Source organism: Peribacillus sp. NPDC058002 (genome assembly GCF_042886655.1).
GTDB classification, from domain to species: Bacteria; Bacillota; Bacilli; order Bacillales; family DSM-1321; genus Peribacillus; species Peribacillus aracenensis.
Genome location: NZ_JBHVQU010000293.1, coordinates 1 through 4,093, shown reverse-complemented (window position 1 = coordinate 4,093; position 4,093 = coordinate 1). Strand labels below are relative to the sequence as shown.

Annotated in this window: 5 protein-coding genes; all 5 read right to left on the bottom strand. The window is 37.0% G+C overall.

All coding sequences use genetic code 11. The annotated features are described in order from the left end of the window. Positions 1–607: alpha/beta fold hydrolase (locus ACFVSH_RS23765; RefSeq protein WP_387708183.1), on the bottom strand; the 607-nt coding region annotated here is incomplete at its 3' end. Between the two features lie 760 nt (positions 608–1,367). Further along, the gene (locus tag ACFVSH_RS23760; protein WP_387599319.1) at positions 1,368–1,823 is read right to left on the bottom strand and encodes a hypothetical protein; all 456 of its coding nucleotides are present in this window, start codon (positions 1,821–1,823) and stop codon (positions 1,368–1,370) included. Positions 1,824–1,865: 42 nt separating this feature from the next. Then, positions 1,866–2,363, bottom strand: coding sequence for a (2Fe-2S)-binding protein (locus ACFVSH_RS23755; RefSeq protein ID WP_387708181.1), 498 nt, complete (start codon positions 2,361–2,363; stop codon positions 1,866–1,868). Continuing rightward, positions 2,356–3,198: an FAD binding domain-containing protein gene (locus ACFVSH_RS23750; protein WP_387708179.1), complete on the bottom strand. Its 843-nt coding sequence runs from the start codon at positions 3,196–3,198 to the stop codon at positions 2,356–2,358. The genes ACFVSH_RS23755 and ACFVSH_RS23750 overlap by 8 nt, the downstream gene beginning before the upstream one ends. Next, positions 3,198–4,093, bottom strand: an 896-nt coding sequence (locus tag ACFVSH_RS23745) for a xanthine dehydrogenase family protein molybdopterin-binding subunit (RefSeq protein ID WP_387708178.1), incomplete at its 5' end; no start/stop codon positions are given. The genes ACFVSH_RS23750 and ACFVSH_RS23745, both read right to left, overlap by 1 nt.

Below are 4,093 nucleotides of genomic sequence, written 5' to 3'. Positions count from 1 at the left end.
ATTTTAAATTTAAAATATTACCTGAAATGTATATAAAAAAGATGAAATTACCAGATTCGGGTGTTCTAAAGACACGAAAGAAGTCTTCCATAATTTCGTCACCTATGTTCGGAATCGTTTTCTTCATCTCAATTTGAGCTTGGGGATCATCTGACATGCGCTTCATTATTTTCTCTCCGGCATTTGGTGTTCTCCAAATCTGAGCAAGTGAGTGCCACTTATAATCTACTGATATGGTTGTATTTGAAACAAAGAGACTTAGTATTCTCTCTGCATGATCACATGCCCATTTCAATCCAATAAGTCCGCCCCAGTCATGTACAATAAGGTGGAATTTATCTAGTTTTAGTTCCCTTGTAAAATCCGATACAAACTGTTCATATCTTTCCCACGTTGAGGATTCATCAAACTGTTCACTTTGGCCGAATCCAGGGAGATCCGGTGCGATGGTTCTAAATCCACAAGACACAATGCATGGAATCATTTCCTTCCACAAAAGACTGGACTCAGGTACCCCGTGCAATAAAAGTACTGGGGGATCATTAACATTGCCTTTCTCGATATAAGATACCATCTTTCCATTTATTATCATTTTTTTCTTTTCCACTTTTAGCTACCTCCTGAATAAAGTACTTTGAAACCTTATTAGCATAAAGACAGGTCATACTTCCTGGCTGGAATGGGGATTTCTTTGGAATAGACTATGGATAAAATAACGATATAGACAGTTTAAATGGACTTACTATCAAATCCCTCTCTCATTTCTATGTTAGTTTGTTGTTTAATGCTTGTGTTTTTAGATTTTTATTTAAGGCTCTTTTCGTTAAGATTGTAGTTTTTAAGAGGAGGCTCACCGCCCGCCCCGCGGAAAGCGAGCATTTGGAGGGGAAATCAACCACACCGCACCACTTGGTAAATAGCAACAAAGTATGCGAAAACAGCCTTTTCTAAAGTTTAGTCAAAAATCGATTTATTAAAGATGTGGATATGGACTCCTTCAATTCTTTGTCCGAAATTTATTCGCTTCCATCTCTACCCCATATAACATCAAACACAAAAAAAGGTAAAGCTATGAAAAGGCCTCACCTCTGAAATGATTAAAACCTTCATTACTCTAAAGGTATCAAAGTTATTTGATCAATCCACTTAAATTGTACTTCCGTTCTTTAATGCATGATCTGATCATTATGGGTGTATTTAATTCCGTAAATGATTCAAAGTTTCTAATCCAATCTTTTCTTTAGGTTTTTAGACATCTGTGGACTTTTGCTGAGTGAAGAAAAATATGAAGATGATAATGGGAATGGCTATTAGAAAGGTATTGTTTCTCGAACTTTTAATTGTAGGAATATCTGTTAATGACATTTTTATTCATTTCCTTTTAATGTAGTTAATAATTCTGGTGGTACGTTAAAATGCTTCTTTACAATCGTATTGAAAAAATTATAATCTTCAATTGGCAATGCCGGAACAACTTCAGGATAACCAAATATAGGACCGGAAACATTAATTGAGAAATCACCAGACGAAATAAATGTTCCTGTCACATGTATGGCCTCATTGATTAATAATATGGCTATGATGATGTCCAATATATCGATAAAAAGATTTCCCACTTGCGAGTGATCCGTCCCTTCTAAACGATGGCCCCCAAAAAGAGGCCCGCCTAATGAGAGACTAAATCTGCCTGGTCTTACAAAAATGCCAATGATCGTGATTTGTCCAGTTAACAATAGGATGGCTGTTGTAATTTCGAGATTACGCTGAAAGGAGTGAATTACTTTTTTTTCTGAATTAACTACAGAGGTTTCAATCAATATCACCACTCCCCATGTAGGCATTTTATTCATATAAACGGGCAAACGTCACTGATTTGTTTGATTTTTTATATTTAAAAGTTCTATTACTGAATATATGGCTTTTTCAATTTCTTTATATCCGGTACATCGACAAATATTCGAAGAAAGCCATGTTTCAATTTTTTCAGGGCTTGGGTTCCTGTCATTAAGGAGTAAAGCCTGGCAAATCATTATGAATCCTGATGTACAATACCCACATTGAAAAGCAAAATGTTCCACGAATGCTCTCTGAATCGGGGTATTCTTGAGGCCCTCAATTGTAAGGATTTCTGAATCAATGGCTTCAATGGCTAACATTAAACAGGATTTCATTGGCTGTTTATTCATTATAATCGTACAAGCGCCGCAATCTCCATTTAAACATCCAGGTTTAGCTCCTGTAAGTCCAATTTTATCCCGGAGAACATCTAGCAATATATCTGATGCCAATATATCCCTCTCATACCGTTCTTTATTTATTTCTAATTGAATGGTAATTTTCCGATCCGCCGAATGGCTATTCATGTTCCTCACCACCTATATATGACAAAATGTATGAAAGGGTATTTTCTAAAACAAATAATCTATATTCATTGGATCCTTCTATATCGTTTAAAACCTGAGCTGGTAAAAACTCAAAAGAGGTTAAAATTCGATCTTTAAAAGATAAACTCTTATCATTTAGTTTGTTTTCCATTTGAATTGACCGAAAAGGAAATGGACATACCCCGCTGAATGCAAATCGAATAAATCCTTCTTTTTTTAATGAGGCAACAGTTAAAAGCGGATATCCCGTTTTCCATTGCTGCCTCTTCTTTACACTAATGTGTTTAGCCTTCAGATATTCTTTTTCTGTTACTATTTGTACAAGAAATTCCCCTTCGTCAAGTCGTAGCTCTTTATGGAAAACTTCATTAATAAATTCCTTCCTCGTTCCTTTTGGTCCTGCAATAATGACAGTACTATCTGATAATAAAAATGGAAGAACTGCCTCTCTATAAAAAATTTGACCACATATGTTTCCACCTATAGTGATTTTATTTCTTGATGTATAATCAGCAACTCCTTTTGAAGTATCCGCTAATAGCGGAAATAGCCCATTTTCTTCGATTGCGCGTAAACTCAATGTTGAGCCAATGATCAGTTCTTGGTGTTGAAACCCGAATGCATTGCATTCGGGAATCCCTTTTAAATCAATAATCGCATCGGAGTATATAAAATTTAAACGTCCTAATGTTAAAACTTCAGTCCCCCCACCATAATACATAGGTTTTTTTTCTTGTAATTTTAATAGTTGATAAAGTTCAATCGCCTCTTTTATCGATTGAGGTTTATAATAATCAAAATTATAAGGTAACATTACGCTCTTCTCCCTCTTTTCCCCCTCCAAATGAGTTCAGGAAGCAATGGCAACTGGTTCAAAGGAATCCCAGCGGCCAAAGATAAACTGTTACCTAAGGCAGCAGGCATACCAAGAAGCCCGTGTTCCCCAAGGCCCCTTGCGCCATATGGGGCATCTAAGTGTGGTGTTTCAACAAATTCACAGATATATTCAGGGTTTTCTCCATATCTTAACGGTCTATAGGTTCTGAGTTGAGGGTTCAATACTCTGCCAAGCTGATCGAAATAGAATGTTTCACGCCCACCAAATGCTATGCCCATGCTCATTGCACCCATTATTTGTCCTTCTGCAGTTTTTTGATTCAGAACCTTTCCTGCATCAATGACAGATATTGCCCTTACTATCTTGTAAGTATATTCATTTATGTCATACTCTACTTCTACCCCTTGTGCGCCAACAGTCCATTCAGGACCTGGTCTGCCTGCACCTGTATCGGGATCTAAATTTGTTATATGTGGGATGGTATATTGCCCTCTACCGATGATTTGTCCTCCAATCGTGCTTCCGTCAGGATATGTATACCCATACACTAGCCGTTTGAAAGGAATTTCTATATTCGGTTCCCCTTTCATAAAAACCCTTTCCTGTCCAAGGACGATGTCTTCAATTGGAGCTCGTAATACACAAGAAGCAAGTTTCTTTATTTGCAAAAGAGCATCTTCCACAGCTTGAATCGCAGCCCTTCCTGCCATTAATGTTCCACGGCTTGCTACCGTTTTCCAATGTTCTGGGGTATTTTGTGTATTTACCTTCAACTGAACGTTCACACGATCAATGGAGACCTTTAATTTATCTGATACAATCTGTGCTAATATCGTTTTCGTTCCTGTACCGATTTCTACTACTCCTGACA

Bases quoted from the DNA above. Each gene is read 5' to 3' on its own strand.
- ACFVSH_RS23755 (WP_387708181.1), bottom strand. From the start codon at position 2,363: ATGAATAGCCATTCGGCGGATCGGAAAATTACCATTCAATTAGAAATA.
- ACFVSH_RS23750 (WP_387708179.1), bottom strand. From the start codon at position 3,198: ATGTTACCTTATAATTTTGATTATTATAAACCTCAATCGATAAAAGAG.